We start from the raw sequence: 24,834 nt of genomic DNA, 5'->3' as shown, positions 1-24,834 counted from the left end.
TCATGTCCGGTATTCCCCACGATCATTACGAACCGAAAACCAAGGGCGAGAAGTGGATCAACTCTCGTCTGCCCGTTGTCGGTTTGCTGTACGACACCCTGATGATCCCCACGCCGAAGAACCTGAACTGGATGTGGATCTGGGGCATCGTTCTGACGTTCTGTCTGGCGCTGCAGATCATCACCGGTATTGTTCTGGTGATGCATTACACGCCGCATGTCGATCTGGCCTTTGCCAGCGTCGAACACATCATGCGTAACGTGAACGGCGGCTTTATGCTGCGTTACCTGCACGCAAACGGCGCTTCGCTGTTCTTTGTAGCGGTCTACATCCACATCTTCCGTGGTCTGTACTACGGGTCCTACAAGGCCCCGCGTGAGATCACCTGGATCATCGGGATGCTGATCTACCTGCTGATGATGGCCACCGGCTTCCTGGGCTACGTTCTGCCCTGGGGTCAGATGTCCTTCTGGGGCGCGACCGTGATCACCGGCCTGTTCGGCGCCATCCCCTTCGTGGGCGAAGCGCTGCAGACCTGGCTGCTGGGCGGACCCGCCGTGGACAACGCTACGCTGAACCGCTTCTTCTCGCTGCACTACCTGCTGCCCTTCGTGATTGCAGGCCTCGTGATCGTTCACATCTGGGCCTTCCACTCGACCGGCAACAACAACCCCACGGGTGTTGAGGTGCGTCGCGGCTCCAAGGAAGAAGCTGAAAAAGACACCCTGCCCTTCTGGCCCTACTTCGTCATCAAAGACCTTGTTGGCCTGACCGTGGTTCTGGTGATCTTCTTCGCCATCGTTGGGTTCATGCCGAACTACCTCGGCCACCCCGACAACTACATCGAAGCGAACCCGCTTTCGACGCCTGCACACATCGTGCCGGAATGGTACTACCTGCCCTTCTACGCGATCCTGCGGGCCTTCACCTCGGACGTCTGGGTCGTGATGTTCTCTAGCTGGATCACCGGCGGGATCGTCGACGCGAAGTTCTTTGGTGTTCTGGCGATGTTCGGTGCGATCGCTGTCATGGCGCTGACGCCTTGGCTGGACACGTCTTCGGTGCGTTCGGGTCGCTATCGTCCGATGTTCAAGTGGTGGTTCGCCCTGCTGGTCATCGACTTTATCGTCCTGATGTGGTGTGGCGCGATGCCGGCAGAACCGCCGTATTCGACGATCTCTTTGATCGGGGCCACCTACTGGTTCGCGTACTTCCTGGTCATCCTGCCGATCCTCGGCGTGATCGAGAAACCGCTGCCGCAGCCTGCGACCATCGAGGAAGACTTCGATGCGCACTACTCGAAGACGGGCGGCACCAAGACCGTCACGTCGCCGGCCGAATAAGAAAGGACAGAGATCATGTTCCGTAAGTTCACTCTCTCTGCCCTAGCAGCACTGGCCGTCACGGCCGGTGCGGCCCAAGCGGCAGGCAGCGAAGGTCACATCGAAGACTTCGACTTTAGCTTCGAAGGCCCCTTCGGCACCTACGACCAGTTCCAGCTGCAGCGCGGTCTGCAGATCTACACCGAGGTCTGCTCGGCCTGCCACGGGTTGCGCTATGTGCCGATCCGGACGCTGGCCGACGAAGGTGGTCCCCACCTGCCCGAAGATCAGGTTCGCGCCTATGCCGCGCAGAACTTTGAAACCTTCGACGCAGAGCTGGACGACACCCGTCCGGCGATCCCGGCGGACCACTTCCCGCAGTCCAACCTGGAAAACGCCCCTGACCTGTCGCTGATGGCGAAGGCACGTGCCGGTTTCCACGGTCCCTACGGTCTGGGTATCAACCAGATCATCAAGGGCATGGGTGGTGCAGAATACATCGCATCGGTGCTGACCGGTTACACCGGTGAGACCAAGGAAGAAGCTGGCACCACGTTCTACGAAAACACCGCCTTCCCGGGCGGCTGGATTGCAATGGCACCGCCGCTGGCGGGTGAAGACGTAGAGTTCGCCGATGGCCACTCCAACGATCTGCACCACGAAGCACAGGACGTCGCGGCGTTCCTGATGTGGGCGGCAGAGCCGAAGATGATGGCGCGTCAGCACGCCGGTTTCGTCGCAGTTCTGTTCCTGATCGTTCTGGGATCGCTGCTGTACCTGACGAACAAGCGTCTGTGGGCCCCGCACAAGGGCAAGAAGCAGGCCTGATCCGGGTCAGTTCACACGATTAAGAAACCCCGCCTGTTTGGCGGGGTTTTTTGTTTGTTCGGTTTGGTTGTCGTGGGTTCGCGCAATGGTCGTCCGCCAAAGACGCGGCAAACATTCCGCAGAACGTCTTAGCCCAGATAGTCCCGCAGGGACGCCGGGGGGGTGGCAAAGATCTGTGCTGTACCGATCGGCTGCGCCGCCTCACCATCCGCCACGACACTCACCAGCCCCGCGATCCGCTTGGCGTCCTCTGGCGCGTGGCTGACCATGATCAGGGTCGCGCTGGCCTCCTTCACCACCTCGGCGACCAGATCAAGCATCTCGGCCCGTAGCGCTGGCCCCAAGGCCGCGAAGGGTTCGTCCAACAGTAGGACAGGCCGCGCCATGACAAGCACCCGCGCCAAGGCCGCGCGGCTTTGCTGACCGCCCGACAGGGTCGCGGGTTTGCGCGCCGACAACCCGTCCAATCCGACGCGCGACAGCGCCTCGTCTACGCGCGAACGATCCTTATCGGTCAGGCGCAAATCTGGCCGCAAGCCTAGCCCGACATTCTGGCCAATCGTTAGGTGTGGAAACAGGTTCCCGTCCTGAAACAGCGTCGCCATGGGCCGCTTGCCGGGGGGCACACCGCGCAGGTCTTGATTGTCCCAAGTGACTCGACCACCTGCAGGGTCCAGAAACCCGGCCAGCGCAGCCAGCAGGGTCGATTTGCCCGCACCGGACGGGCCAATCAGCGCCAGCCGTGCACCACGATCCAGCGTCCAGTCCGCGGTCAGGGTGAAATCACCTTGGCGCAGGGTCAGGTCCTCACATCTCAGCATGGCGTCCCCATCGGTCGAAACACACGAACAGGCCAAAGCTGAGCGCGGTCAGAAGCAATCCGGCCCCTGCCGCCGCCTCCATCCGGTAGGCGCCAAGCAGGCGGTAGATCTCTAGCGGCAGCGTCGCAGCATCGGGCGGCGGAAACAGCGCGATGACCCCAAGATCACCCATCGACAATGCCGCAGCGAGCCCGGTGGCAAAGCCAAGCGCGGGCCGAAGCCGGGGCAGAATCATCCATCGCAAACGCGCCCAGCCCGTCATTCCCAGACTGTCGGCAAGGCGGCCATAGGTCGCCTCGGTCCGGCGGACGCCGGGGGACAGGCTGCGCAGCACAAAGGGCAGCGCCATCGCCGCGTTCACCACCGCCGTCATGGCAAGGATATGGTTGCCCGGAAAGGCGAAGGGACGGATTAGCAGGAACAACCCCGTGCCCAGCACCAGCGGAGAGGCGGCAAGCGTCATCAGGCCTATCGCCTCGAACCCCTTGCGGCGCGGCAGGGCAAGCGCAAGGCCAAGCGTCACCGACAGCGCCGCCGATGCCAGCGCCACGAGGATCGAGATACCGGCAGCCACCCAGACCACGCGCGGCAGGCTGGTCAGCGTCGTCAACCCCTGCCCCACGACCAGCGCGATCGGCGTCAGGACAAAGACCACGGCAAAGGCGATCCATGCCGCGTCACTCCACCGCGCCGCGCCTGAATTGTCCCATCGGTCCACCACCCGGTCCAACCCCGGCGCGGCAGTGTCGGGGCCCGCCAGCCACAGCGCCAAAACGGCCGCGCCTGCGACCAAGGCCAGTTGCATAGCAGACAGAACCGCCGCGCGCCCCAGATCGAAATCAAAGTTGAAAGCTTGGTAGATCGCCAGTTCGACCGTGGTCGCCTTGGGCCCGCCGCCAAGAACCAGAACAACCGCGAAGCTGGACAGGCAGATGGCAAAGACCACAGTCAGAATGCCGGGGATCCGGTCGCGCAGCATAGGCCATTCCAGCGTGCGGAACACCGCACCGGGGGTCATATCCAGCTGTGCGGCAAGTCGGAATTGTTCGGCTGGAATCGCACGCCAGCCCTCCAGCAGCAGCCGAACGGCCAGTGGCAGGTTAAAGAAGACATGCGCAAGCAGAACACCATGCAGGCCAAAGATGCTGACGGGCGGCAGGCCCACCCATGCCAGCCCCGCGTTCAGCACCCCGTTGCGGCCAAAGATCGCCAGAAGCCCGGCGATGGCCACGATCACGGGCAGGATGAACGGCGCACCCATCAGGGTGACGACGATGCGACGACCGGGAAAGTTTTGCCGGGCCAGCGCGCGCGCCACGGGGATGGCCAACGCGGCGCTGATAAGGGCCGAGAGCGCCGCCTGCATCAGCGTAAATCGCAGCGCGGCCCAATCCGCGGGTGACGGCCAGCCAGCCCCGCCCGCGCGGGTCAGCACGGCGACCAGCGGGGCAAGGATCAGCGTGGCAACCAACAGGGCTGCCACGCTGCCGGGGATCACACCGCCCCGGGTTATTGCGACAGCGCGTTGCGCCATTCTTCCAATGCGGCGTCGCGGGTTTCGGGCACGTCTTCGGGTGCGATCAACAGCGGCTTGGCCGGGTCGATCAGCGTGTCAAAGCCTTCTGGCAGACCGCCCGAGGGTTCGACCGCCGGGTACATCCAGTTGGTCGTGGGGATCACCGATTGCGCCGCGTCGGATACGAGGAACCGGAGGAATTGCTTGCCCAAGGCGGCGTTGTCAGAACCTGCGACCAGCCCCGCGACCTCGATCTGCATGTAGTGGCCTTCGTCGAAGGGCAGCGCGACCTTGGTGGCGTCATTCTCGGCGATGATGTGGTAGGCGGGCGAGGTCGTGTAGGACAGTACCAGATCGCCTTCGCCTTCGAGGAACATGCCATAAGCCTCGGACCAGCCGGGGGTCACGGTGACGATGTTGTCGGAAAGCGCGTCCCAGATGGCCGGGGCGTCGTCGCCATAGGCGTCCTTGACCCAAAGCAGCAGGCCCAGACCGGGGGTCGAGGACCGCGGGTCCTGGATCAGGATGCGGCGGTCACTTTCGGCAAGGTCTTTGAAGTTTGCGGGCATCGGGTCGCCTGCGTTGCCGACAAAGGCGAAATAGCCCCAGTCGAAGGGAACGAAGTCCGGGTCGGACCACGCGACGGGCAGCGCAAAGTCGGCGCTGACGTCATGCGGCGCGAAAAGGCCGGTGTCACGCGCGGCGGCGGTCAGGTTGGTATCAAGACCAAGGACCACATCGGCCTGCGTCGCGTCGCCTTCCAGACGCAGGCGCGACAGAAGCGCGGCCCCGTCGCCCGCGGTCACGAACTGCAGGTCGCAGGTGCAGTCAGCCTCGAACGCTTCTTCCAGCGCCGGGCCCGGGCCCCATTCGCTGGCGAAACTATCGTAGGTGTAGACGGTAAGGGTCTTCGTCTCTGCGGCCACCTGAGTGGCAAGCAGAAGACCCGTGGCGTAGATCAGATGCTTCACGGCATCCTCCTTTAAGCTACGGGCGAAAGAAAGCGTGCGGGCGGCGTGTGCGTTTGCCTGTGCGGCCCCGACCTTCCCTCCGCCGGTGTTAACCGGTTCAGGTTCAACGGGTTCGCGTCATTGCATCTCAGCCACTCTGGGCACCCCGAGGTAAGGCGGACGGTAGTGCGACGAGGCGGCGAAGACAAGAGAGGTCGAAAACGGAAACGGCGCGCCTTTGGGTCAGGCGCGCCACTTTGAGTATTTTGGGAAAGATGAAGGGCAGGACGTTGCGCCCTGCCCCTTCCATCAGTGCGGGCGGGCGGCTTCGGCCAGTTCGCGCTCGGCCTCTTCGTCAACGTCGAGGTCGCTGTCTTCGAGATTGCCAGCGTCCGGGTCATTGAAGACAGCCATGTCGATCTTGCCCTCGCCCTTAGCCACGATGGTCGAGACGACCGCATCACCGGTGATGTTCACGGCTGTGCGGATCATGTCCATCAGGCGGTCAACGCCAAGGATCAGCGCGATGCCTTCGATGGGCAGGCCAACCTGACCCAGAACCATGGTCAGCATCACAAGACCCACACCGGGAACCCCGGCGGTCCCGATCGAGGCCAGAACCGCCATGGCGATCACGGTGATATAGCCCCCCAGCCCCAGATCAACGCCATAGACGTTGGCCAGGAACACGGTCGCCACACCCTGCATGATCGCGGTGCCGTCCATGTTGATCGTTGCACCGAACGGCACGCAGAAGGACGCGACAGAGTTGTCGGCCCCGATCCGTTTGGTGACGCAGCGCAGGGTGACCGGGATCGTCGCGTTGGACGACGCGGTCGAGAAGGCGAAAATCTGCGCCGGGCGGATTTTCTTCATGAAGGTCAGCGGGTTCAGGCCCGAGAAAACCTTGAGGATGATCATCAGCGTGACAAAGAGGTGCAGGAACAGCGCCACGACCAGCGTGATGACGTAGGCCAGCACCGGCACGAACAGTTCAATTCCCTGTTCGGTGAAGGTCTTGGCGATCAGGCAGAACACGCCGATGGGCGCGAAGGCCATGACGATGGTGACGACCTTCATCATCACTTCGTTCATGTATTCGCAGGCCTCGACGAAGGGTTTGGACTTGTGCCCCAGCATCAGGACCGCGACACCCAGCACCACGGTGTAGAAGATCACCTGCAGCATGTCGCCGTTGGCAAAGGCCGCCACCGGGTTCGTCGGCACGATTGCGGCGAAGACGTCCCAGACGCTTGGCGCCTCGCGGCCCGTCACGCCAGAGGTGTCGACGCCCTGCATGTCAAAGCCCACGCCGGGGCCGACCAGAAGCGCCAGAATGATCGCGATGGAAATCGCCAGCGCCGTTGTCATGATGTAGAGAACGAGGCTTTTGCCGCCCACGCGGCCCAGCACCCGGATGTCCCCAATACCCGTGACGCCCGTGATGAGCGAGAAGAAGACCAGCGGGACCACCAGCATTTTCAACGCGTTGACGAACATTTTGCCGATCATGGCGAACAACCCGCCAGAGATGTGCGTGTTGATGAATTCGCTGTCGATCATGTTGAAGATGACACCAAGGACCAAACCTGCCGCCATCCCGATCAGGACTTTAACGGTCAGGGACATCTTGCCACCCCCGCCCGGTGTTGCTGTTGCTTCCGCCATGGGAACCTCCACCAATGGTTGTATTAAACCAGTTTGGCAGACCGCCTTGCGGTAAAGCAAAGAAATACGCGTCTGAAATGAAGGATTCCGCGTGAAAAGCCGGATTTGCACAGCATCGTGCAGGGGGAATTGCGTGCAGGGGACGGATGGTTTACCCCGCAGAGAACGATAATTTCGGGTTTTTCGCCATGTCTCTCAATTCCTTCGGTCACCTGTTCCGCATCGCCACATGGGGCGAAAGCCACGGGCCCGCACTTGGGGCGACGGTGGATGGCTGCCCTCCGGGCGTGGCGGTGGACGAGGCGATGCTGCAGCACTGGCTGGACATGCGCAAACCCGGGCAGAACCGGTACACGACCCAGCGGCAAGAGCCCGATCAGGTCGAGATCCTGTCGGGTGTCTTTGAAGGTAAGACCACCGGCACGCCGGTGCAGCTGATGATCCGCAACACCGATCAGCGGTCCAAGGACTATTCCGAGATCTCCGAGAAATTTCGCCCCGGCCATGCTGATATAACCTATTGGCAAAAATACGGGATTCGCGACTATCGCGGCGGCGGCCGGTCGTCTGCGCGCGAAACCGCGGCCCGGGTGGCCGCGGGTGGCTTGGCGCGGGCCGCTTTGGGCCATCTGGCGCCAGAGGTGCAGATCAAAGGCTACATGGTCCAGATGGGGCCGCATAAGATCGACCGGGAAAACTTTGACTGGGACCAGATCGACAAAAACCCCTTCTGGGTCCCGGATGCGACGGCGGCCAAGGACTGGGCCGACTATCTGGATGGGCTGCGCAAGTCCGGCAATTCGGTCGGCGCGGTGGTTGAGGTTGTGGCGCGCGGTGTTCCCGCCGGTCTGGGCGCGCCGATCTATGGCAAGCTGGATACCGATCTGGCGGCAGCGATGATGTCGATTAACGCGGTCAAAGGCGTCGAGATCGGGGAAGGCATGGGCGCGGCCGAACTGACAGGAGAGGCCAACGCCGACGAGATCTTCATGGGGAACGATGGGCAGCCTGTCTATTCCTCGAACCACGCGGGCGGGATCCTTGGGGGGATTTCAACGGGTCAGGACGTGGTGGTGCGGTTCGCGGTCAAGCCGACCTCGTCCATCCTGAAGCCGCGCCAGACGATCACGAAATCCGGCCAATCCACCGATATCATCACCAAGGGCCGCCATGATCCCTGCGTCGGCATCCGTGCCGTGCCTGTGGGCGAAGCGATGATGGCCTGCGTGATCCTTGACCACCTGCTGCTGCACCGGGGTCAGATCGGGGATACAGGCGGCAAGATCGGCTAATGCTGGATGTCCTGTCGGTCACGCTGCCGGTCTTCGCGGTCATTGCGCTTGGCTTCGGGATCGTGCGGTTCGGTCCGTTTTCTGTCGAGACCATGCGGGGCCTTGGCGCGTTCACGTTGAACGTCACGCTGCCCTGCGCGCTATTCAACGCCATTGCATCGCGCGACTTTTCCGAAGTGGTGAACCCGTCGTACCTGCTGGTCCTGGCTGCGGCGGGACTGGTGACGCAGGTGATCATGTGGATCGCCGCGCGGGTTCAGGGGGCGGGTCCAAAGCGGCGGTCATTGTCGGTTCTGGCCGCCGCCACGCCGAACACCGCCTTTCTGGGATATCCGATCTTGCTGCTGGTCATCCCCGACTATGCCGCCGCCGTCGTGGCCATGAACCTGTTGATCGAAAACATCCTACTGACGCCCATCGGCCTGACCTTGTTAGGCAGTGTCCGTGAAGGCGACGCGCCGCGTCCTGCACCCTTGGCACTGGCTGGGCAGATCATCCTGTCGGTGCTGCGCCGACCGCTGATCATAGGGTTGCTGCTTGGGTTCATCAGCGTGCTGCTCAGGATCGAAGTGCCCGAGGTTCTGGACAGGTTCACAGGCTTGGTCGGCCAGGCCGCATCGCCCGTCGCGCTGATCGTGATCGGCGGCGGGCTGGTGGGTCTGAACCTTAAGGGCGATCTGAAACTGGCGTCGCTGATCACCGGGGTGAAGCTGATGGTGCACCCGGCGATGATCTTGGCGGCGCTGACGGTTCTGACGCCGCTTGGCGTGGTGTCGCTTGGGCCCGAGTTGACGATCGGGGTGATCCTGACAGGCTGTCTGCCGATGTTCGCGATTTTTGCGTTGTTCGGGCAAGAGGCGGGGCATGAAGGCTTGGCCTCCCTCTCGGTCATGATGGGAACCTGCCTGTCCTTCCTGACAATCAATCTGGCGCTGATCCTGCTGATTTAAGGCGATTGACGAAATATTCATTCGCTTGCGCCATCCTTCCCCCATCTGGGAAGGAGGCAGCAGATGCGTACTTTCGACGATCCCGAAACCCTTGGGGCCAGCCTGATGTCGGTGGCCCTTCTGTCAGGGTTCATGGCCTGGGTCATGGGCTGGTTCGCGGTCGAGGTGACGACGCCCGACGCGTCGGTTCTGGGCCGCGATCTACCTGCGCCGAAGGTGGCTTTCGCCCCGCCGCCGCAGGTTCAGGTCAAACGTCTGGACCCCGCTGACAGCGGATGATCAGGCGCTGGCAGCGGCAAGGGCCGCATCCATCAGTTCCTTGATCTTGGCTTCGCGCGTTTCCGCCACAAGACGCCCGATTTCGGCATCGCCGCGCAGAACCACAAGGGTCGACCGGCGCGGGATTTTCAGAGTGGAGGCAAATTGGGATTTGCCGTAGGTGTCCCAATCCACGTCGATGAAGGTGATGACGTTTTCATACGACGGGTTCGCGGCCTTCAGCTTTTTCAGCACCCTTTCTTGCGCGGCGCAGGTCGAACACCAGCTGGCCTTGAAGTCGAGGAAGACCGTCTCTCCGGCGTCCAGATGTTCTTCGACCAGACCGGGTTTGTAGTCCAGCGGGGCGGCATGGGCCAACGTCGGCAGAACAAGACCAGCAGCGGTCAGGGTCAGAAAATCACGGCGTTTCATGAGAAAATCCTTTCGTCAGAGGGATACAGAGAGGTCTATCAGCCAAGGCGGCAGGTTTTGAAGGGCCCAGATCTCGGCCAGGTGGTGAAGCTTGAAAAGGATCGCCACCCCGGTGGCGAGGAAGATGACGCCCATCGCCGGGCGCGATACTTCGGCAATGCGGCGCATCAGGGCCTGATGGCGCTGCAGCAGGGCACGCGCGCCGTAGCCCAAGCCGATGATCAGCGTCGCGACCCCGGCGGCGAACGCCAGCATGATCGCGGTCGCCCAAACCAACGACCCGCCCTGAGAGGCCAGCGAAATCGCTCCGCCCAAGGTCGGACCGACGCAAGGGCTCCAGACCGCGCCCAGCAAAAGGCCACCAAGGAACTGGCCCCGCGCGCCAGTGCTTTCGATCTGGCTGATGCGGGTGTCGGCCCCGGCGGCAAAGCCTGCGGTCGCCGTGGAAAAGGCAGCACTGAAACGGGGCACCAGCAAAATCAGGCCAAAGCCGATCATTAGAACCGCCCCCGCCTGAGAGATCGTTTCCGCGTCGATCCCCAGCGCATAGCCAAAACCCGCAACCGTCACGCCCAGCACCACAAAGCTGATCGACATTCCCGCCGCCAGCGCCAGCGGTCCGCGCGGGCTGGCCTGTAGGGCTGATCCCAGCACGATGGGCAGTACCGGCAGGACACAGGGGTTGATCAGCGTCAGCAGGCCCGCGAGGTATCCAAGAAATAATTCCATATCAATTGGATGCCCTGTCGATCCCCCGCCGTCACCTGACGAAACCGTGAGCCGCGTCACAGCCGTGTCAGGAAATGTTTCAAACCGTGCGGGTCGGCGCGGGTTTGACCGGGTTCTGTTTCGACAATTGCACCGCCAAAATCCCCAGCGCCACGATCACCGCGCCAACGATGTCCAGCGGGCCGACCGCCTCGCCCAGCACGATAGCGGCGATGATGACGCCGAAGAACGGGTTGAGGAAATGAAAGGTCGCCGCCCGAACCGCCCCGATCCGGTTGACCAGCACGAACCACGTAAAGGTTGCCAGCAGGCCCGGGATCAGCGTGGTATAGGCGAAGGCCCCGATCAGGCGCGGCGTCCAGTTGATGTCCCAGCTTTCCAGAAACACTGCAACAACTGCCAGCGCGGTAGCCCCTACCAGCATCTGCAGCCCGACGATCATCAGCAGGTTGCCTCCGCCGCTGGCCCCGCGAACCGATAGCGTGGCGACGGTCAGTGCCAAGGTCCCGATGACGCACAGCACGATGCCCATGATATCTGCGCCGCCCGTCAGGCGGCTGCCCATGATCAGTGCAACGCCCCCCATGCCCATGATCAGCCCGATCACAGCAACCGGACGTAGGCGGTCGCCTAGGAACATCCAGCCCGCCAGCCCCACGAACAGCGGCATGGCGGCGGCGATGATGGCGGCCAGCGATGCCTCGATCTGCTGCATGGCGACAAAAAACAGGCCAAGATACAGGGCGTTCTGACAGATGCCGAAGATAAAGGTCGATGTCCACTGTGGCCGGGTCAGGCGCCATGTCTGCCCCATGGCGCGGGCAATCGCGATACCAAGAATGCCCGAGATCAGGAAGCGCAGCGCAAGCGACGTCAGCGGCGGCGCATCTGCCACGATCATCCGGGCCGAGGTGAAGGCCGAGGACCACATGAAGGCAAAGGCCAGCCCCAGTCCGATTGCGCGCAGATCCATCGCTATGTCCCGTCTTACGAGGTCTCAGAGGAAAAGGCCCAAATGAAAAGGGCCGCCGTTTCGGGCGACCCTTTCGAATTCCGTGTCGGGGGACAACCCCCGATGCGCGCACTTACGAGTTCACGCTGTCTTTCAGAGCCTTCGCGATGGTGACCTTGACCACTTTGTCGGCTTCTTTCTTGATCTGCTCGTTGGTGGCGGGGTTACGCACCATACGCTCGGGGCGCTCACGGCAGTAGAACTTGCCTACGCCGGGGATGGCCACTGCGCCGCCTTCGGAGACTTCTTTGGTGATCACGTTTGCGATCGCGTCCAGAGCTGCGGTTGCAGATTTCTTGTCCGAACCCATTTCATCGGCCAGAGCGGCCACCAGTTGGGTCTTTGTCAGAGGTTTTGCCATTTCTGGTCTCCTTGCTTGTGCCCGATTGGTTGGGCTTGGTTTTAAGCATTTAACCGTATGTAGTATTGCTGCACAAGAAATTGTGAGGCGGAAATCGCCCGAAAACCCCTAAAAACAGCATTTTTTCGGTCAGAGAAACGCGGTTTCGTCGAAGGACCGCAGTTTTCGGCTGTGGATTCGTTCCAGCGGCATCTCCCGCAGGGTCTCCATCGCGCGAATCCCTATCATTAAATGGCGCGACACCTGTGTCTTGTAGAAGTCGCTGGCCATGCCTGGAAGTTTCAATTCGCCATGCAAAGGCTTGTCCGAGACACACAAAAGGGTGCCGTATGGAACCCGGAACCGGAACCCGTTTGCGGCGATGGTCGCGGATTCCATATCTAGTGCCACGGCGCGGGATTGAGACAGCCGCTGAACCGGGCCCGAGGTCTCGCGCAGCTCCCAATTCCGGTTGTCGAGGCTGGCGACCGTGCCCGTCCGCATGATGCGCTTTAGGTCATAGCCTTCCAGTTCGGTTTCTTTCTCGACCGCCTCTTCCAGCGCGATCTGGATTTCCGCCAGCGCGGGGATCGGCACCCAGACCGGCAGGTCGTCGTCCAGCACCTTGTCTTCGCGCAGGTAGGCGTGAGCCAATACGAAGTCGCCCAGCGACTGGGAATTCCGCAGCCCCGCGCAATGGCCGACCATGACCCATGCGTGCGGGCGCAATACGGCGATATGGTCGGTCGCGGTTTTTGCGTTGGACGGGCCGACACCGATGTTGACCAACGTGATCCCGGCGCTGTCTTTCCGTTTCAGGTGATAGGTCGGCATCTGCGGCATACGCGGCGCAGCGGGCAGTTCGCCCAGCGGGTCGGTAATCTCGGCGTTTCCGGTCGAAACGAAGGACGTGTAGCCGCTGGATTTGTCAGCCAGCATACGGCGGGCAAAAGCTTCGAATTCGCTGACGTAGAACTGGTAGTTGGTGAACAGCACGTGGTTCTGGAAATGGTCCGGGTCGGTCGCGGTGTAATGCGCCAGACGGGCCAGCGAATAGTCGATGCGCTGCGCGGTGAACGGGGCCAAGGGCTGCGGGGCCCCTGGCGCGGGCACATGGGTGCCGTTCACGATATCGTCGTTCGTGGTGTCCAGATCCGGCACGTCGAACACGTCGCGCAGGGGGAAATCGGCAGCGCCTTCCTGCGGCACGGCCAGATCGGCATTGCGCGTGACGGCAAAATGCACGGGCATCGGCGTGTCGGAAAATCCGATGACGACAGGCACGCTGTGATTGTCGATCAACAGGCGCAGCTGTTGTTCAAGGTAATTCCGGAACAGGTCGGGCCGGGTAATCGTCGCAGCATAGGTGCCGGGGGCTGGAACGTGGCCAAAGGACAGGCGGCTGTCGATCTGGCTGAAGGTCGTCGTGGTGATCCGGACCTCGGGATAGAAGGCGCGCACGCGGTTATCGGGGCGACCGTTGCGCAGGGCCGACTGGAATTCCTTTTGCAGAAAGGTCGTCGCCTGATCGTAAAGGGCGTTCAGGCAATCCACGGCCTTGGCCGGGTCCGTGAATGACTGCGGTTCAGGCGCGTCGGGCGTGATGATCTTAAGCTCGGTCGTCATGGGGATCATCTGTCAGGCTTGCGATGCGAAAGGCAAGGGGGACTTGGCGGAAATGGGGTTTGTTCGCAGATGCGATAAGTGCAGCCCCCGGTAAGTCGCACCCGGCGCTGCCCTCAAATTATTGCAGGTCGCTCAGATCAGACCTTCAGCCTTGAACAGCTCTTTCAAGTCCTTCTCGGGCCGCGCACCATAATGCGAAATAACTTCCGCCGCCGCGACACAGCCCATCCGGCCAGAGGTTGCAAGGTCAGCGCCCTTGGCCATGCCGTAAAGGAACCCGGCGGCGAACTGATCGCCTGCGCCCGTGGCATCCACAGGCGTGATCTCGTGCACCGGGACCTGCGCGTGGTTGTCGCCCTGAACCAGCGCCACATCGTGGCCGGACCGCGTGCAGACGATCAACCCGCTGTCGCCTGCTGCCTGCTCCAGCGCATAAGAAAGGTCGTCGGTTTGGTAGAGCGATTTCCACTCGTGTTCGTTGCCGATCACGTAGTCGAGTTCCTTCACCAGCTTGCGGAAATCCCCGCGGTGACGTTCGACGCAAAACGGATCGGACAGCGCGATGCCAGCCTTGCCGCCAGCGTAGCGGGTCAGGCGGGCTGCGGTCTCGAACGCCTCTTTCCCCTTGGGCTTGTCATACAGGTAGCCTTCAAGGAACAGGATGCGGGTCTCATTGCAGACCTCTTCTGGCACGTCCTCTGGACCCAGTTCCGACGAAATCCCAAGGTAGGTGTTCATCGACCGTTCCCCATCCGGCGACACGAAGATCATTGAGCGTGACGAGGGCATCGCCGCGCCGCTGACCGGTGCGTTCGGGCAATGGGTGCCTGCGGCTTCGGTTTCAGTCACATAGGTCTTGCCGATCTCATCGTCCGCGACCTTGCCAATGAAGGCGGTCTTTAGCCCAAGGTTCCCGCAGCCCGCGACCGTGTTGGCCACCGATCCACCGGGGATCTGACGGTGGTCACCCATCGCCTGGTACAGCATGTCCGAGCGCTCCAGCTCGACCAGCTGCATGATGCCCTTCTGGATCGCCATTTCGGAGAGGAAGAAATCGTCCACGGGGGCGATCATGTCCATCACTGCGTTGCCAATGGCGATTACGTCGTATTTCACAGGGTCTTCTCCTCAAACTCACATAGGTCGCGGATCAGACAGGCCGCGCATTTGGGTTTCCGGGCCACGCAGGTATAGCGTCCGTGAAGGATCAGCCAGTGATGTGCGTGGCGTTGATATTCAGCGGGGATGTTATCTTCGATCGCGCGTTCGACAACATTGACGTCCTTGCCGGGGGCGATGCCCGTGCGGTTGCCGACGCGAAAGATATGCGTATCGACCGCCTGTGCGGGCAGACCCCACCACATGTTCAGAACGACATTAGCTGTCTTGCGCCCGACCCCCGGCAGCGCCTGAAGCGCGGCGCGCGAGGACGGGACTTCGCCGCCGTATTCTTCGACGAGGATGCGAGACATCTTCATCACGTTCTTGGCCTTCTGACGATAAAGGCCGATGGTCTTGATGTGGTCTGTCAGGCCCTCTTCGCCGAGGTCCAGCATCTTTTGCGGCGTGTCGGCGATTTTGAACAGTTCGCGCGTGGCCTTGTTCACGCCTGCATCGGTGGCCTGTGCCGACAGCGCGACGGCCACGACCAAAGTGTAGACGTTGACATGCTCCAACTCGCCTTTCGGCTCCGCCTCGGCGGCCTCAAAGCGGCGAAAGATCTCGGTCAGGGTCTGATAGGGCAGTTGCTTGGCCATGGCAGCGGTTATTGCTTGGTTTTGTTGGGGCGGCAAGCGCTTGATCGTCGCGACTGTGGTCTTTGGAGAGGGCTGCGCCGCCCCATGGGGGCGGGTCGGCGCAGCCCGGCGTGCCGCCGGGCGAGACTTCTGCCTTCTGTCGCGCCTATTCCGCACGATCCGGGTCGCCTCCCTCCCTGCCCCGTCGTATCGTTTGCTCCAAGAGGACCAGACCGATGCACATGCAGACCGATCCCCAAAGCTACCACTATCACGTCATCCGCCGTGCTATCGACGCAATCGATGCGGCCGACGCCCCCCTGCCGCTCGAAACGCTTGCGCAGCAAATGGGGATGAGCCCGGCGCATTTTCAGCGCGTCTTCTCGGCCTGGGCCGGGGTGAGCCCGAAACGGTTTCAACAATACCTTGCCTTGGGTCACGCCAAGGCGCTGTTGTCAGAGCGGTTCACCACGCTCGAGGCCGCCTCTGCCGCGGGCTTGTCCGGCACAGGCCGCTTGCACGATCTGTTCCTACGGTGGGAAGCGATGAGCCCCGGAGACTTCGCCAAGGGCGGCGCGGGCCTGATCATGCGGTACGGCTGGATGGACAGCCCGTTCGGAGAGGCGCTGGTCATCGGCACCGACAAAGGCCTTGCTGGTCTGGGCTTCGTGACCGAAATGGGCCGCGACACTGTCTGGGCCGATCTGACGGGCCGCTGGCCAAACGCCACCTATATCGACGACCCCGACGCCCTGCGCGATTGGGCCAACGCCGCCTTTGGCCAAGCCGGAGAGGCGCGGCTGCACATGATCGGCGCGCCCTTCCAGATCAAAGTGTGGGAAGCGTTGCTGCGTATCCCCTCGGGCCATGTGTCGACCTATGGCGAGATCGCGAAATCCATCGGCTCGCCCAAGGCTGTCCGCGCCGTGGGCACCGCCGTGGGCCGCAACCCCGTCAGCTGGCTGATCCCCTGTCACCGGGCGATCCGGGCGACCGGGGGGCTTGGCGGGTATCACTGGGGCCTGCCGGTCAAACGGGCGATGCTGGCGTGGGAAACTGCGCGCGCGGATGAGGTCGTCACCGGGTAGGCGGAAAACGGCTTGGAACTTTTTGCACGCTCAAGTGTTTTGACTTGGTCGTAGGAATGTTCATTGCTGCGGCGACTGAACTTGACCTTTTGAGGCCCAGAATGACCCGTACGACCACCGCCACCCCGCGTTTCACCCTGCCCCGCCCGATGCTGGCCCTGTCCGCATCCGCCCTGCTGCTGGTGACCGCCTGTACCGAAGCGCAGATGAACGACGGCCGCCAGAACACCCGCACCGGCGCCTTGGGTGGCGCTGCAGCCGGGGCCATCGCCGGCGCCGCAATCTCTGGCGGCACACGTCAGGGGACCCTGCTGGGTGCAGCCGTCGGCGGCATCGCTGGCGCAGCCTATGGCGATTACCTTGACCGTCAGGAAGCCGCCCTGCGTGGCCAGCTGGGCAACAACGTCCAGATCGTCAACACCGGCGACCGCCTGATCGTGACCATGCCGCAGGACATCCTTTTCGCCACCGACAGCGCCCAGCTAAGCGGCGCACTGACTGGCGATCTGGCCACCGTGGCGCGCAGCCTGAACGAATATCCCAGAACGACCGTGCAGGTGATCGGCCACACTGACAACACCGGTGACGCAGCTTACAACCAGCAACTGTCGGCACGCCGTGCGAATGCCGTCGCCTCGGTTCTGGTGAACAATGGTGTGTCCTCCGGCCGTATCCAATCCTTTGGCCGTGGCGAAGATCAGCCCCGCGCGACCAACCTGACACCCGAGGGCCGTCAGCAGAACCGTCGCGTGGAAATCGTGATCCTGCCGACCGCGTAAGCACCCGCCCCGATTTCATAGTCAGACAGCGCCCTGCCCTAATCGGCAGGGCGTTTGTTTTTGCAAGGGTGTTGTGAGTGATGGGCGGCGAGGTTGTTTGGGGCGTTGAAAATGGCTGCTTTGCAGGCTTTCGCTGCGGTTGCGCCAATGTCTGCTTGTTGGGCCTCAAAGGGGAAGTTGAGCTTCTTCCCGTTCCAAAAAACACCACGCGGAACCGGCTTATCCCGCTTGGGTGTGGGTGATTAGCGTGTGATGCGGTCGGCAGATGTCGAAAACATCACCACCGATTTGCCGTCCACCTGCCTTAAGCCGCAGCTTTCGAGCATCGCGCGCGAGGGTGCATTGTCTTGCGCCACAAATTCCATGGTGGACACCGCCTCAAGCTCAGTCACAGCGGCGAGATTGGATATCGCGTCCACCAGTTTCCCCAAGCCTAATCCACGAAGGTCAGGATCGACAGCAATCAGGCCGACCCAAGCCGATTTGTAAAACGGGCTATGGCGATTGTGGGTCATGGCTGCGAAACCAGCAGCGACAATCCTGTCGTCCGAATTTTCCAACGCGATCAGTCTTGCTGGAAATAATTTGCCCAACAGCGCATCTGTCGAGAAGGGTGAGACACCCTGCTCTATCAGAAACGCCTGAATTTCTTGGGCTTTCTGAGGCGTCATTGCGCTATCGGGTACACGTCTCACGCCGTCCGGCAGACCGCTGCGGACTATTGTTCCGCAAACGTCGCGGATGGTGTCTGCATCCGCCATGAAGAGGTCCCAGATATGCAGCTTGGGGTCGAAATCGTTTAGTTTCACTTTGGCGACTTCGACTGTCGCTTCGTCGGCGCCACGTAGTGTCACCATGCCTTCTTCAGACATGATCCGTTTCAAATAGTCCCAACCAAGCTTGGCTGGATCGTCACTTGAAAACGTACGGGCATGGACAACGGCACCGGGCAGGTCAGCAAGCGCAGCGACCTGCTCATCGCGCGCCCGTTGGAGCGCCCTGACTTGATCTGTCCCGAAGTACGGCGAGAAATCATTGGTCATAGCTGTTACCCTTGGCCTTTTCGTGGAGCTGGCGACGAGATCGACGTTCCCGCAATAGCCGTTCGCAGGGAACGTCAAATAGCGAAGTTCCCAGTTTCCTGAGTCTCGGGACGATTAATAGCAGACATTCGGACAAAGCGCAGCATCGGTCAAATATGGGTTCAAACCCACCTTACGCTGCGGCTCCCCAAAAGGCCCCCTCCCCGATCAACTCCCCCGATAGGTCGACATCCCATAAGGCGACAGCAAAAGCGGCACGTGGTAATGCGCGTCCTCATCGGCCATGCCAAAGCGGATTGGCACTTGGTCCAGAAACAACGGCTCCTCTGCCGCCTGACCCGACGCACGCAGGTAATCGCCCGCATGAAACATCAGCTCATACGTTCCGGTGGCAAAATCCGCGGCAGGCAGGATCGGGCTGTCGGTGCGGCCGTCGGCGTTGGTCGTCATCTCGACCAGCTTTTCGCGCGCCTCTCCATTCAGGCAGTATAGCACAATTTTGATGCCCTGCGCGGGGACACCCCGGGCCGTATCCAGAACATGGGTGGTCAGGTAGCCTTTGGGCATGGGCGTCTCCGGAATTGGGGTGTATGCATTGGATCAGACAGTGCCGCGTGCCGGTGAAGGAGGCAAGCCATGACCCGTTACCCCCGTGATTTGATTGGCTACGGCCCCGATGCGCCCGATGCGAAATGGCCGAATGGGGCCAAGATCGCGATATCCTTCGTGCTGAACTACGAAGAGGGCGGCGAAAACAACATCCTGCACGGCGATCCCGCGTCCGAGGCGTTCTTGTCCGAAATCATCGGCGCGATGCCATGGCCGGGCAAACGCCACTGGAACATGGAATCGGTTTACGAATACGGCGCGCGGGCCGGGTTCTGGCGGCTGCATCGGCTGTTCACCGGATACCACATCCCCCTGACCGTCTACGGCGTGGCCACCGCTCTGGCCCGCGGGCCTGAACAGGTGGCCGCAATGCAGGCCGCCGATTGGGAGGTTGCGTCGCACGGGCTGAAGTGGATCGAACACAAGGACATGTCCGAAGACGAGGAACGCGCCCAGATGGAAGAGGCGCTGCGCCTGCATACCGAGGTGACGGGCGACCGCCCCACTGGCTGGTACACGGGCCGTTGTTCCGAAAACACCGTGCGGCTGGCGTCTGACATGGGGTTCGACTGGGTCAGCGACACGATTGACGACGACCTGCCCTATTGGCGCGAGGTCGAGGGGCAGGACCGTCACCAATTGGTCATCCCCTATACGATGGACGCCAATGACATGCGCTTTGCCGTGCCTGCCGGGTTTTCGACGGGGGACGAGTTTTTCACCTACCTCAAGGATTCGTTCGACGCACTGTATCGTGAAGGTCAGGAGGGCGCGGCCAAGATGATGTCCATCGGGATGCATTGCCGCCTGCTGGGCCGCCCGGGCCGGGTCGAAGGGCTGCGCAAGTTCATCGAATACGCGCAATCCCACGACGACGTCTGGTTCGCCCGCCGGATCGACATCGCCCGCCACTGGGCCTATGCCCATCCGCCGCAGACGCGCGATCTGATCCCGTCGCGCATGGACCGTGACACCTTTGTCGCGACCTTCGGGTCGATCTACGAACATTCCCCGTGGATCGCCGACCGCGCCTTTGATCTGGAGCTTGGGCCCGTCCACGACCGCCACGAAGGCATGGCCAACGCGCTGGCCCGCGTCTTCCGCACCGCATCCGAAGAGGAACGGCTGGGCGTGCTGACCGCCCACCCCGATCTGGCGGGCAAACTGGCGCAGGCCAAGCGGCTGACGGCAGAAAGCACGGCGGAACAGGCCTCGGCCGGCCTTGACGCGCTGACGGATGATGAACGCGCGGGTTTTGTCGCGCATAACGACGCCTATACCGCGAAGTTCGGCTTTCCCTTCATCATTGCCGTCAAGGACAACACCAAGGCGACGATCATGTCGGCCTTTGAAACCCGCCTCAACAATAGCCGAGAGGTCGAGTTCGCCACCGCCTGCAAGCAGGTCGAACGCATCGCATGGCACCGATTGCGCGACCTGCTGGGCTAAGGATTAGCGTCCCGGAATATCGCCGCGTTTGGTCCCGGCGGCGGGCCAGTTGTCGATCGCTTCGATCGCCTCTTCGGCGGTTTCGACGAATTTGAACAGTTCTAGGTCTTCGGCGGCGATGGTGCCTGCGTCGGCCAGCGCGTCCCAGTTGATGATCTTTTCCCAGAAGGCCTGACCGAACAGCAGGAAGGGCACACGCTCCATCCTTCCCGTCTGGATCAGGGTCAGCGCCTCGAACATTTCGTCCAGCGTGCCAAAGCCGCCGGGAAAGACGCATATGGCGCGGGCGCGCATCAGGAAATGCATCTTGCGGATCGCGAAGTAGTGGAAGTTAAAGCATAAATCAGGCGTCACCCATTCATTGGGCGCCTGTTCATGCGGCAGCACGATGTTCAGCCCGATTGACTGTCCGCCCGCGTCGTCCGCGCCGCGGTTGCCCGCCTCCATCACGCCGGGGCCACCGCCCGTGGTGACGACCCATTCGCGCCCATAGGTTTCCAGCGACCGGGCGGTGATCATTGCGGAAAAGCGGCGGGCCTGATCATAGTACTTGGTCAGCTCGGCCAGCGTTTCGGTTCGCGCCGTGTCTTTCTTGGCAGGTTCAGGGATCCGCGCGCCGCCAAACAGCACGACGGTGGATTCGATCCCGCGTTCATCCATCACCATCTGCGGTTTCAGCAGTTCCAGTTGCAGACGCACGGGGCGCAGTTCGTCCCGGCACAGGAAATCATCGTCCGCAAAGGCCAGCCGATAGGCGGGTGCGCGGGTCTGTGGGGTATCGGGGACGTCATCCGCGGTCTGGATATCTGTATGCGCGTCGCGGAATGGACGGTAACGGTCGTCGGTCATCTCGGCTCCTGCCTGTTTCGGCCTTATGTGTTGACCGGACTATAGAGCCCGTGCGGCAAAGGGCCATCCCAGCGAACAGATTGCGCCGCACGACCGAATGGTGTCTAACCACCGCGATTTACGGATGAGGGAACCCGCATGTCCAACGCACAGCTTGAAACCGCCATCGAAGCCGCCTGGGAGGCGCGCGATACCATCACGCCGTCCACCACCGGCGAAACCCGCGAAGCCATCGAAGACACGCTGAACGCGCTGGATTCGGGCAAGCTGCGCGTCGCCGAACGTCAGGACAATGGCGATTGGCATGTGAACCAATGGGCGAAAAAGGCCGTGCTGCTGGGCTTCCGCATCAAGGACATGGAACAGCAGGACGGCGGCCCGCAGGGCAGCGGCTGGTGGGACAAGGTCGACAGCAAGTTCAAAGGCTGGGGCGACAACCAGTGGAAAGACGCGGGCTTTCGCGCCGTGCCGAACTGTATCGTCCGCAAGTCCGCCTATATCGCGCCCGGCGTGGTGCTGATGCCGTCCTTCGTGAACCTTGGCGCCTACGTGGACGAAGGCACCATGGTCGACACCTGGGCAACCGTCGGGTCCTGCGCACAGATCGGTAAGGGCGTGCACCTGTCCGGTGGCGTCGGCATCGGCGGCGTGCTGGAACCGATGCAGGCCGGCCCGACCATCATCGAAGACAACTGCTTTATCGGCGCGCGGTCCGAAGTGGTCGAAGGCTGTATCGTCCGCGAAGGTTCCGTCCTTGGCATGGGTGTGTTCATCGGCCAGTCGACCAAGATCGTCGACCGCGAAACCGGCGAAGTCATGTACGGCGAAGTGCCGCCCTATTCCGTCGTCGTTGCGGGCTCCATGCCGTCGACCAACGGTGTGAACCTGTATTGCGCGGTCATCGTGAAGCGCGTTGACGAAAAGACCCGGTCCAAGACCGGCATCAACGAACTGCTGCGCGACTGATCTTCTTCTGGTTGGCAAATACCTAGCCGAACGACCTTGATCAAAAATGAGGGCAGCGCCCGACCCGAGGGTGGGCGCGAAAGCGCCCGCCCGTGGGGGCGGGTCGGCGCTGCCCGGCGTAGACGCCGGACTGGACATCTGATCGGTGTTCCGCCTTTGTCTTTGACGGCCAAATCGTCATACTCGGTCAGACTAAATGCTTTTCAGGCTTTTTCTGAACCATGTCCCCAGACCTGACCCTTACCCTGCTTGATCTCACAGGCACCTTCGTCTTCGGCTTGTCAGGCGCGATGCTGGCGGTGCGGCGGGATCTGGATGTCTTCGGCATCGCTGTGCTGGCAGTCGCGGCGGCTCTGTCCGGTGGCATGCTCCGCGACATGGCTTTGGGGGCGACGCCCGTCGCCGCCCTTGGTACCTCGCATTACCTTCTGGCCGCTCTCGCTGCTGCGATCTGCGTGTTCTTTGCTCATCGGCTGATCGAAAAGCTGTCCAAACCCGTGATGGTTCTGGACGCGATCGGCCTTGGCCTTTTTGCGGTCAGCGGCGCGCGCAAAGCTTTGGACTATGGCCTCGACCCGCTGCCCGCGCTGGTGCTGGGCGTGTTGACGGCCGTTGGCGGCGGCGCGGTGCGGGATCTGCTGGTGGCCGAGGTGCCCCGCGTGCTGAGAGAAGAGGTCTATGCCCTCGCCGCGTTGCTAGGGGCCGTCGTGGTTGTGATCGGCGACCGTCTGGGCGCCGATCCCTTGTGGACCCTGATCCTTGGCGCAGCCTTAGCTGCGCTGGTCCGGATCCTGAGCGTGTTGCGCGGGTGGCAGGCCCCCAAGGCACCGGGCCCCAAGGGCTGATCCCCGCGCGCCCCGTTACTTTTTCATCGGGCAGGTATTGAGGCCCAGCAGGGTGTACAGCGGGCACCAGCCGATCAGGCCGGTGGCCAGCGGGACGATGCCGATCCAGCCCCAAGGGGTCTGCGGGCCGACGAAGACCAGTGCAATCAGCACGAGGCCTAGGATGATGCGCAGGGCGCGGTCGATGGTACCTTCGTTGCGGGTCATAAGATGTCTCCTTCCACAATCTATGACCTTACTTTCCACCGAGTCGCGCGCCCCTGTCTGTGACTTCGTCACATCCCGTTAACTTTCTGCCTGCGACAAATGCGTCAGGGCAGGCAGATCGCGCAGATGCACTGCGCCGCGTGTCACCTCGACCAGACCGTTGCGCTGAAATTCGGCCAGACGACGGCTGACAAAGGCGCGGCCCGAAGCGGTTTCCGCCGCAAGCCGTTCATGCGTGGCGTTGACCGTGTCCCCGCCCTTGGCCAGGCGCAGCAGCGCGCGGGCCAGACGTGTGTCGAACCCGGTCAGGGCGACATCTTCGACCAGCCGTTCGAAATCGTGAAACCGGGTCGATATCGCCGCCAGCACACGGTCACGGAAACCGGTGTCCTCGGCCATGCGGCGGCGGAACTCTCCGGGCGGGACGATCGCGCCGCGCACCGGGGTTTCCGCCACGCCCTCGGCCGAATAATCGCGCCCGTCCATCAGGCATCCGAAGGTCTGCAAACAGACCTGCCCCGGTTCGACCCGGTAGAGCACAACCTCGCGCCCGTTGGCCGCAGTCAGGGACACACGGATCGTCCCCTCCTCCAGCACGACAAAGCCGGTGCAGGGCGATCCGGGCGAAAACAGCACGTCGCCACGGTCACAGATCAGCGGATGGTCATGGATCACGGGGCGCCTCCGACGGCTGAGGTGTGAAGGACGCCCCCAAGGGAACCGCCGGGCGGCTTGGGACGTTGGTCTGACAACACATGATTAATACAAGGAATTGGAACTATGGAAGGTTTAGGTTGGTTCGCAGCAATCATCGTCGGCGCTTTGGCTGGCTGGATTGCGGAAAAAATCATGAAGGCAGACCACGGTCTGCTGACAAACATCATTCTGGGGATCGTCGGCGCGCTGGTGCTGAACTTCCTTCTGATGGCCATCGTTGGCGCCACGCTTGGCGGTTGGATCGGTCAGCTGATCATCGGCATCATCGGTGCCTGCATCCTGATCGGTGGCTACCGCGCAGTCCGTCGCGCTTAACCGCCTGAGACTTGAACACAAACGGCCGGGGTCACCCCCGGCCGTTTTGCTTTCCATCCCCGCGACTTAGCCTTTCTTCGACGGCTTTTCGCCCACCGGACCCCCGGACTTTTTCCAGCCTGAAAATCCATCCGTGATGTGGCTGACGTTCTCCAGCCCCATGTCCTGCGCCGTGCGCGCCGACAGGGCCGAGCGCCAGCCCGAGGCGCAATAGAACACGAACTTATTGCCCGTCTGGAACTGAGGCTTCGCATAGGGGCTTTCGGGGTCGATCCAGAACTCCAGCATGCCACGCGGGCAATGGAACGCGCCGGGGATCATGCCATCCCGCTCCAGCTCTCGCGGGTCGCGCAGATCGACGAATGTGACGCCGTCCTGCCCCAGCAGGTCCTGCATTTCGGCGGCGGGGGCGTGGCTGACCTGTTCGTTGGCCTCGGCCACCATGTCCTTGATGCGTTTCATCTTTGATCCTCTCCCTTAGGTTTGG

Annotated in this window: 28 protein-coding genes and 1 riboswitch; of the genes, 11 read left to right on the top strand and 17 right to left on the bottom strand. The window is 62.2% G+C overall.

Annotated elements, in window-relative coordinates:
- Window positions 1-2: 2 nt before the first annotated feature.
- Together petB and ACI3GR_RS00665 are read left to right on the top strand one after the other, a co-directional pair.
- A complete protein-coding gene (gene petB, locus ACI3GR_RS00670) occupies window positions 3-1,343 on the top strand; it encodes a cytochrome b (protein ID WP_407491851.1) in 1,341 nt (446 codons plus the stop codon).
- Window positions 1,344-1,358: 15 nt separating this feature from the next.
- On the top strand, window positions 1,359-2,150 hold the full coding sequence (locus tag ACI3GR_RS00665; RefSeq protein ID WP_407491850.1) for a cytochrome c1: 792 nt from the start codon (window positions 1,359-1,361) through the stop codon (window positions 2,148-2,150).
- A 128-nt stretch (window positions 2,151-2,278) separates the two neighbouring features.
- Here ACI3GR_RS00665 and ACI3GR_RS00660 read toward each other — a convergent pair whose 3' ends face one another.
- From ACI3GR_RS00660 to ACI3GR_RS00645, 4 genes are all read right to left on the bottom strand, one after another.
- Window positions 2,279-2,971, bottom strand: a complete 693-nt coding sequence (locus ACI3GR_RS00660) for a thiamine ABC transporter ATP-binding protein (protein WP_407491849.1) — start codon at window positions 2,969-2,971, stop codon at window positions 2,279-2,281.
- Window positions 2,958-4,505, bottom strand: coding sequence for a thiamine/thiamine pyrophosphate ABC transporter permease ThiP (locus ACI3GR_RS00655; RefSeq protein ID WP_407491847.1), 1,548 nt, complete (start codon window positions 4,503-4,505; stop codon window positions 2,958-2,960). Before ACI3GR_RS00655 ends, ACI3GR_RS00660 begins: the two co-directional genes overlap by 14 nt.
- Window positions 4,481-5,458 carry a thiamine ABC transporter substrate binding subunit gene (thiB, locus tag ACI3GR_RS00650; protein ID WP_407491846.1) on the bottom strand — a complete coding sequence of 326 codons (978 nt, stop codon included), beginning with the start codon at window positions 5,456-5,458 and terminating at the stop codon, window positions 4,481-4,483. Before thiB ends, ACI3GR_RS00655 begins: the two co-directional genes overlap by 25 nt.
- A gap of 57 nt (window positions 5,459-5,515) precedes the next feature.
- A riboswitch (TPP riboswitch) is annotated at window positions 5,516-5,616 on the bottom strand.
- Between the two features lie 130 nt (window positions 5,617-5,746).
- A complete protein-coding gene (locus ACI3GR_RS00645) occupies window positions 5,747-7,105 on the bottom strand; it encodes a dicarboxylate/amino acid:cation symporter (protein WP_407491844.1) in 1,359 nt (452 codons plus the stop codon).
- A 188-nt stretch (window positions 7,106-7,293) separates the two neighbouring features.
- Between ACI3GR_RS00645 and aroC the strand changes: the two genes are divergently transcribed.
- The 3 genes from aroC to ACI3GR_RS00630 all read left to right on the top strand — a co-directional run bounded on the left by aroC (window position 7,294) and on the right by ACI3GR_RS00630 (window position 9,626).
- Entirely contained in the window at window positions 7,294-8,397 is a 1,104-nt protein-coding gene (aroC, locus tag ACI3GR_RS00640) for a chorismate synthase (protein WP_407493577.1), read from the top strand.
- Window positions 8,397-9,347 carry an AEC family transporter gene (locus ACI3GR_RS00635; protein WP_407491843.1) on the top strand — a complete coding sequence of 317 codons (951 nt, stop codon included), beginning with the start codon at window positions 8,397-8,399 and terminating at the stop codon, window positions 9,345-9,347. Before aroC ends, ACI3GR_RS00635 begins: the two co-directional genes overlap by 1 nt.
- A 63-nt stretch (window positions 9,348-9,410) precedes the next feature.
- On the top strand, window positions 9,411-9,626 hold the full coding sequence (locus tag ACI3GR_RS00630; protein ID WP_407491841.1) for a hypothetical protein: 216 nt from the start codon (window positions 9,411-9,413) through the stop codon (window positions 9,624-9,626).
- On the opposite strand, the gene ACI3GR_RS00625 is transcribed toward ACI3GR_RS00630, so the two are convergent.
- The 7 genes from ACI3GR_RS00625 to nth all read right to left on the bottom strand — a co-directional run bounded on the left by ACI3GR_RS00625 (window position 9,627) and on the right by nth (window position 15,501).
- Window positions 9,627-10,037 (bottom strand): thioredoxin family protein, encoded by a 411-nt coding sequence (locus ACI3GR_RS00625; RefSeq protein WP_407491840.1) that lies wholly within the window; start codon window positions 10,035-10,037, stop codon window positions 9,627-9,629.
- 15 nt (window positions 10,038-10,052) lie between these two features.
- Window positions 10,053-10,766 (bottom strand): cytochrome c biogenesis CcdA family protein, encoded by a 714-nt coding sequence (locus tag ACI3GR_RS00620; protein ID WP_407491839.1) that lies wholly within the window; start codon window positions 10,764-10,766, stop codon window positions 10,053-10,055.
- Between the two features lie 79 nt (window positions 10,767-10,845).
- On the bottom strand, window positions 10,846-11,739 hold the full coding sequence (locus ACI3GR_RS00615; protein WP_407491838.1) for a DMT family transporter: 894 nt from the start codon (window positions 11,737-11,739) through the stop codon (window positions 10,846-10,848).
- 112 nt (window positions 11,740-11,851) lie between these two features.
- Window positions 11,852-12,139 carry an HU family DNA-binding protein gene (locus tag ACI3GR_RS00610; RefSeq protein ID WP_407491836.1) on the bottom strand — a complete coding sequence of 96 codons (288 nt, stop codon included), beginning with the start codon at window positions 12,137-12,139 and terminating at the stop codon, window positions 11,852-11,854.
- A 129-nt stretch (window positions 12,140-12,268) separates the two neighbouring features.
- Complete coding sequence (locus ACI3GR_RS00605; protein WP_407491834.1) at window positions 12,269-13,744, bottom strand: AMP nucleosidase; 1,476 nt, start codon at window positions 13,742-13,744, stop codon at window positions 12,269-12,271.
- Between the two features lie 132 nt (window positions 13,745-13,876).
- Entirely contained in the window at window positions 13,877-14,824 is a 948-nt protein-coding gene (locus tag ACI3GR_RS00600; RefSeq protein ID WP_407493575.1) for an adenosine kinase, read from the bottom strand.
- A 32-nt stretch (window positions 14,825-14,856) separates the two neighbouring features.
- Window positions 14,857-15,501 (bottom strand): endonuclease III, encoded by a 645-nt coding sequence (nth, locus tag ACI3GR_RS00595; RefSeq protein WP_407491832.1) that lies wholly within the window; start codon window positions 15,499-15,501, stop codon window positions 14,857-14,859.
- A 221-nt stretch (window positions 15,502-15,722) separates the two neighbouring features.
- On the opposite strand from nth, the gene ACI3GR_RS00590 reads away from it, so the two are divergent.
- The gene (locus ACI3GR_RS00590; protein ID WP_407493574.1) at window positions 15,723-16,568 is read left to right on the top strand and encodes a methylated-DNA--[protein]-cysteine S-methyltransferase; all 846 of its coding nucleotides are present in this window, start codon (window positions 15,723-15,725) and stop codon (window positions 16,566-16,568) included.
- 101 nt (window positions 16,569-16,669) lie between these two features.
- A complete protein-coding gene (locus tag ACI3GR_RS00585) occupies window positions 16,670-17,347 on the top strand; it encodes a YiaD family glycine zipper/OmpA-like lipoprotein (RefSeq protein ID WP_407491831.1) in 678 nt (225 codons plus the stop codon).
- Between the two features lie 242 nt (window positions 17,348-17,589).
- Here the strand turns inward: ACI3GR_RS00585 and ACI3GR_RS00580 are convergent, their stop codons facing one another.
- Together ACI3GR_RS00580 and uraH are read right to left on the bottom strand one after the other, a co-directional pair.
- Window positions 17,590-18,390, bottom strand: coding sequence for a GNAT family N-acetyltransferase (locus ACI3GR_RS00580; protein ID WP_407491830.1), 801 nt, complete (start codon window positions 18,388-18,390; stop codon window positions 17,590-17,592).
- A gap of 207 nt (window positions 18,391-18,597) precedes the next feature.
- Entirely contained in the window at window positions 18,598-18,957 is a 360-nt protein-coding gene (gene uraH / locus ACI3GR_RS00575) for a hydroxyisourate hydrolase (RefSeq protein ID WP_407491829.1), read from the bottom strand.
- Between the two features lie 69 nt (window positions 18,958-19,026).
- Between uraH and puuE the strand changes: the two genes are divergently transcribed.
- Window positions 19,027-20,448: an allantoinase PuuE gene (gene puuE / locus ACI3GR_RS00570; RefSeq protein ID WP_407491827.1), complete on the top strand. Its 1,422-nt coding sequence runs from the start codon at window positions 19,027-19,029 to the stop codon at window positions 20,446-20,448.
- Window positions 20,449-20,451: 3 nt separating this feature from the next.
- On the opposite strand, the gene ACI3GR_RS00565 is transcribed toward puuE, so the two are convergent.
- A complete protein-coding gene (locus ACI3GR_RS00565; RefSeq protein ID WP_407491826.1) occupies window positions 20,452-21,297 on the bottom strand; it encodes an LOG family protein in 846 nt (281 codons plus the stop codon).
- Between the two features lie 138 nt (window positions 21,298-21,435).
- On the opposite strand from ACI3GR_RS00565, the gene dapD reads away from it, so the two are divergent.
- Both dapD and ACI3GR_RS00555 read left to right on the top strand, forming a co-directional pair.
- Complete coding sequence (gene dapD / locus ACI3GR_RS00560) at window positions 21,436-22,263, top strand: 2,3,4,5-tetrahydropyridine-2,6-dicarboxylate N-succinyltransferase (protein ID WP_407491824.1); 828 nt, start codon at window positions 21,436-21,438, stop codon at window positions 22,261-22,263.
- 221 nt (window positions 22,264-22,484) lie between these two features.
- Window positions 22,485-23,108 carry a trimeric intracellular cation channel family protein gene (locus tag ACI3GR_RS00555; protein WP_407491823.1) on the top strand — a complete coding sequence of 208 codons (624 nt, stop codon included), beginning with the start codon at window positions 22,485-22,487 and terminating at the stop codon, window positions 23,106-23,108.
- Window positions 23,109-23,123: 15 nt separating this feature from the next.
- Here ACI3GR_RS00555 and ACI3GR_RS00550 read toward each other — a convergent pair whose 3' ends face one another.
- The gene (locus tag ACI3GR_RS00550) at window positions 23,124-23,315 is read right to left on the bottom strand and encodes a YgaP family membrane protein (RefSeq protein ID WP_407491822.1); all 192 of its coding nucleotides are present in this window, start codon (window positions 23,313-23,315) and stop codon (window positions 23,124-23,126) included.
- A 78-nt stretch (window positions 23,316-23,393) separates the two neighbouring features.
- Window positions 23,394-23,990: a Crp/Fnr family transcriptional regulator gene (locus ACI3GR_RS00545; protein WP_407491821.1), complete on the bottom strand. Its 597-nt coding sequence runs from the start codon at window positions 23,988-23,990 to the stop codon at window positions 23,394-23,396.
- Between the two features lie 105 nt (window positions 23,991-24,095).
- On the opposite strand from ACI3GR_RS00545, the gene ACI3GR_RS00540 reads away from it, so the two are divergent.
- On the top strand, window positions 24,096-24,347 hold the full coding sequence (locus ACI3GR_RS00540) for a GlsB/YeaQ/YmgE family stress response membrane protein (RefSeq protein ID WP_407491820.1): 252 nt from the start codon (window positions 24,096-24,098) through the stop codon (window positions 24,345-24,347).
- Between the two features lie 66 nt (window positions 24,348-24,413).
- Here ACI3GR_RS00540 and ACI3GR_RS00535 read toward each other — a convergent pair whose 3' ends face one another.
- On the bottom strand, window positions 24,414-24,809 hold the full coding sequence (locus ACI3GR_RS00535) for a rhodanese-like domain-containing protein (RefSeq protein ID WP_407491819.1): 396 nt from the start codon (window positions 24,807-24,809) through the stop codon (window positions 24,414-24,416).
- Between the last annotated feature and the right edge of the window lie 25 nt (window positions 24,810-24,834).

Origin of the sequence: Pseudooceanicola aestuariicola, from assembly GCF_045763785.1 — a bacterium.
Classification (GTDB): domain Bacteria; phylum Pseudomonadota; class Alphaproteobacteria; order Rhodobacterales; family Rhodobacteraceae; genus Pseudooceanicola.
Note: the sequence above shows the minus strand (reverse complement) of the source record. Positions and strands in the feature narration are given on the sequence as shown.

Excerpts from the sequence above, each read along its gene's own strand:
- ACI3GR_RS00535 (WP_407491819.1), bottom strand. The coding sequence starts at position 24,809 with ATGAAACGCATCAAGGACATGGTGGCCGAGGCCAACGAACAGGTCAGC.
- ACI3GR_RS00540 (WP_407491820.1), top strand. The coding sequence starts at position 24,096 with ATGGAAGGTTTAGGTTGGTTCGCAGCAATCATCGTCGGCGCTTTGGCT.
- ACI3GR_RS00615 (WP_407491838.1), bottom strand. The coding sequence starts at position 11,739 with ATGGATCTGCGCGCAATCGGACTGGGGCTGGCCTTTGCCTTCATGTGG.
- ACI3GR_RS00655 (WP_407491847.1), bottom strand. The coding sequence starts at position 4,505 with ATGGCGCAACGCGCTGTCGCAATAACCCGGGGCGGTGTGATCCCCGGC.
- ACI3GR_RS00590 (WP_407493574.1), top strand. The coding sequence starts at position 15,723 with ATGCAGACCGATCCCCAAAGCTACCACTATCACGTCATCCGCCGTGCT.
- ACI3GR_RS00660 (WP_407491849.1), bottom strand. The coding sequence starts at position 2,971 with ATGCTGAGATGTGAGGACCTGACCCTGCGCCAAGGTGATTTCACCCTG.
- ACI3GR_RS00565 (WP_407491826.1), bottom strand. The coding sequence starts at position 21,297 with ATGACCGACGACCGTTACCGTCCATTCCGCGACGCGCATACAGATATC.
- nth (WP_407491832.1), bottom strand. The coding sequence starts at position 15,501 with ATGGCCAAGCAACTGCCCTATCAGACCCTGACCGAGATCTTTCGCCGC.
- ACI3GR_RS00585 (WP_407491831.1), top strand. The coding sequence starts at position 16,670 with ATGACCCGTACGACCACCGCCACCCCGCGTTTCACCCTGCCCCGCCCG.
- ACI3GR_RS00550 (WP_407491822.1), bottom strand. The coding sequence starts at position 23,315 with ATGACCCGCAACGAAGGTACCATCGACCGCGCCCTGCGCATCATCCTA.
- uraH (WP_407491829.1), bottom strand. The coding sequence starts at position 18,957 with ATGCCCAAAGGCTACCTGACCACCCATGTTCTGGATACGGCCCGGGGT.
- ACI3GR_RS00630 (WP_407491841.1), top strand. The coding sequence starts at position 9,411 with ATGCGTACTTTCGACGATCCCGAAACCCTTGGGGCCAGCCTGATGTCG.
- petB (WP_407491851.1), top strand. The coding sequence starts at position 3 with ATGTCCGGTATTCCCCACGATCATTACGAACCGAAAACCAAGGGCGAG.
- ACI3GR_RS00610 (WP_407491836.1), bottom strand. The coding sequence starts at position 12,139 with ATGGCAAAACCTCTGACAAAGACCCAACTGGTGGCCGCTCTGGCCGAT.
- ACI3GR_RS00665 (WP_407491850.1), top strand. The coding sequence starts at position 1,359 with ATGTTCCGTAAGTTCACTCTCTCTGCCCTAGCAGCACTGGCCGTCACG.
- ACI3GR_RS00635 (WP_407491843.1), top strand. The coding sequence starts at position 8,397 with ATGCTGGATGTCCTGTCGGTCACGCTGCCGGTCTTCGCGGTCATTGCG.
- ACI3GR_RS00645 (WP_407491844.1), bottom strand. The coding sequence starts at position 7,105 with ATGGCGGAAGCAACAGCAACACCGGGCGGGGGTGGCAAGATGTCCCTG.
- aroC (WP_407493577.1), top strand. The coding sequence starts at position 7,294 with ATGTCTCTCAATTCCTTCGGTCACCTGTTCCGCATCGCCACATGGGGC.
- ACI3GR_RS00605 (WP_407491834.1), bottom strand. The coding sequence starts at position 13,744 with ATGACGACCGAGCTTAAGATCATCACGCCCGACGCGCCTGAACCGCAG.
- ACI3GR_RS00625 (WP_407491840.1), bottom strand. The coding sequence starts at position 10,037 with ATGAAACGCCGTGATTTTCTGACCCTGACCGCTGCTGGTCTTGTTCTG.
- puuE (WP_407491827.1), top strand. The coding sequence starts at position 19,027 with ATGACCCGTTACCCCCGTGATTTGATTGGCTACGGCCCCGATGCGCCC.
- dapD (WP_407491824.1), top strand. The coding sequence starts at position 21,436 with ATGTCCAACGCACAGCTTGAAACCGCCATCGAAGCCGCCTGGGAGGCG.
- ACI3GR_RS00620 (WP_407491839.1), bottom strand. The coding sequence starts at position 10,766 with ATGGAATTATTTCTTGGATACCTCGCGGGCCTGCTGACGCTGATCAAC.
- ACI3GR_RS00580 (WP_407491830.1), bottom strand. The coding sequence starts at position 18,390 with ATGACCAATGATTTCTCGCCGTACTTCGGGACAGATCAAGTCAGGGCG.
- ACI3GR_RS00600 (WP_407493575.1), bottom strand. The coding sequence starts at position 14,824 with ATGGACATGATCGCCCCCGTGGACGATTTCTTCCTCTCCGAAATGGCG.
- ACI3GR_RS00555 (WP_407491823.1), top strand. The coding sequence starts at position 22,485 with ATGTCCCCAGACCTGACCCTTACCCTGCTTGATCTCACAGGCACCTTC.